This window comes from Vibrio sp. JZG10 (assembly GCF_054064075.1).
This window is the reverse complement of record NZ_JBSUGE010000066.1, coordinates 1-603: the sequence shown is the minus strand read 5'-3', so window position 1 is coordinate 603 and position 603 is coordinate 1. Positions and strand designations below refer to the sequence as shown.

The 603-nt window shown below is 46.4% G+C and carries 2 pseudogenes; one reads left to right on the top strand and one right to left on the bottom strand.

Annotated elements, in window-relative coordinates:
- Positions 1-423, top strand: a pseudogene (locus tag ACWYVB_RS24155) (NADP-specific glutamate dehydrogenase); the annotation flags it as partial.
- Positions 424-498: 75 nt separating this feature from the next.
- Here ACWYVB_RS24155 and ACWYVB_RS24150 read toward each other — a convergent pair.
- Positions 499-603, bottom strand: a pseudogene (locus tag ACWYVB_RS24150) (OsmC family protein); the annotation flags it as partial.

Here is a 603-nt window from a genome sequence, read left to right as displayed (position 1 = left end):
GCTGTATGGCGATATCAAGCTGACGCCGCATTCCCTTGCGCGACCCAAAATGAACTGACGTCAAACGATGCTCTTGCTCTTATCGATAATGGGTGTGTTTTGATTAGTGAAGGCGCAAACATGCCAACCACTCGTGATGCGGCCAATATCATCGTGGATTCCGAAATAGCTTATGGGCCAGCGAAAGCAGCCAATGCAGGCGGCGTTGCAACCAGTCAGCTTGAAATGGCACAAAATGCCAGCATGCAAAACTGGACCTTCGAGCAAGTCGATAGCCAGTTGCAGACCATCATGAAAAACATCTTTATTAATGCAAACGAAACCAGTCGAGAGTTTGGTCAACCTGGTAATTTAGTTTTAGGCGCAAACATTGCCGGCTTTAGAAGAGTCGCTGATGCGATGATCGAGCAAGGCATCGTTTAGTTCACAATAGCCAGCAGCCGGACTGCTGGCTTAACACTATTCGGCGATACACTGCGCTTTGACAAAGAGCTTCATTTAATCTGCAATAAGCGTCGTCACTTCAGTTTTAACCGAATTGGCGATAAAACAATTCTCATGAGCCATGTGGTGCATTTTTTCTAATTGAGATCGTGTCGGTTG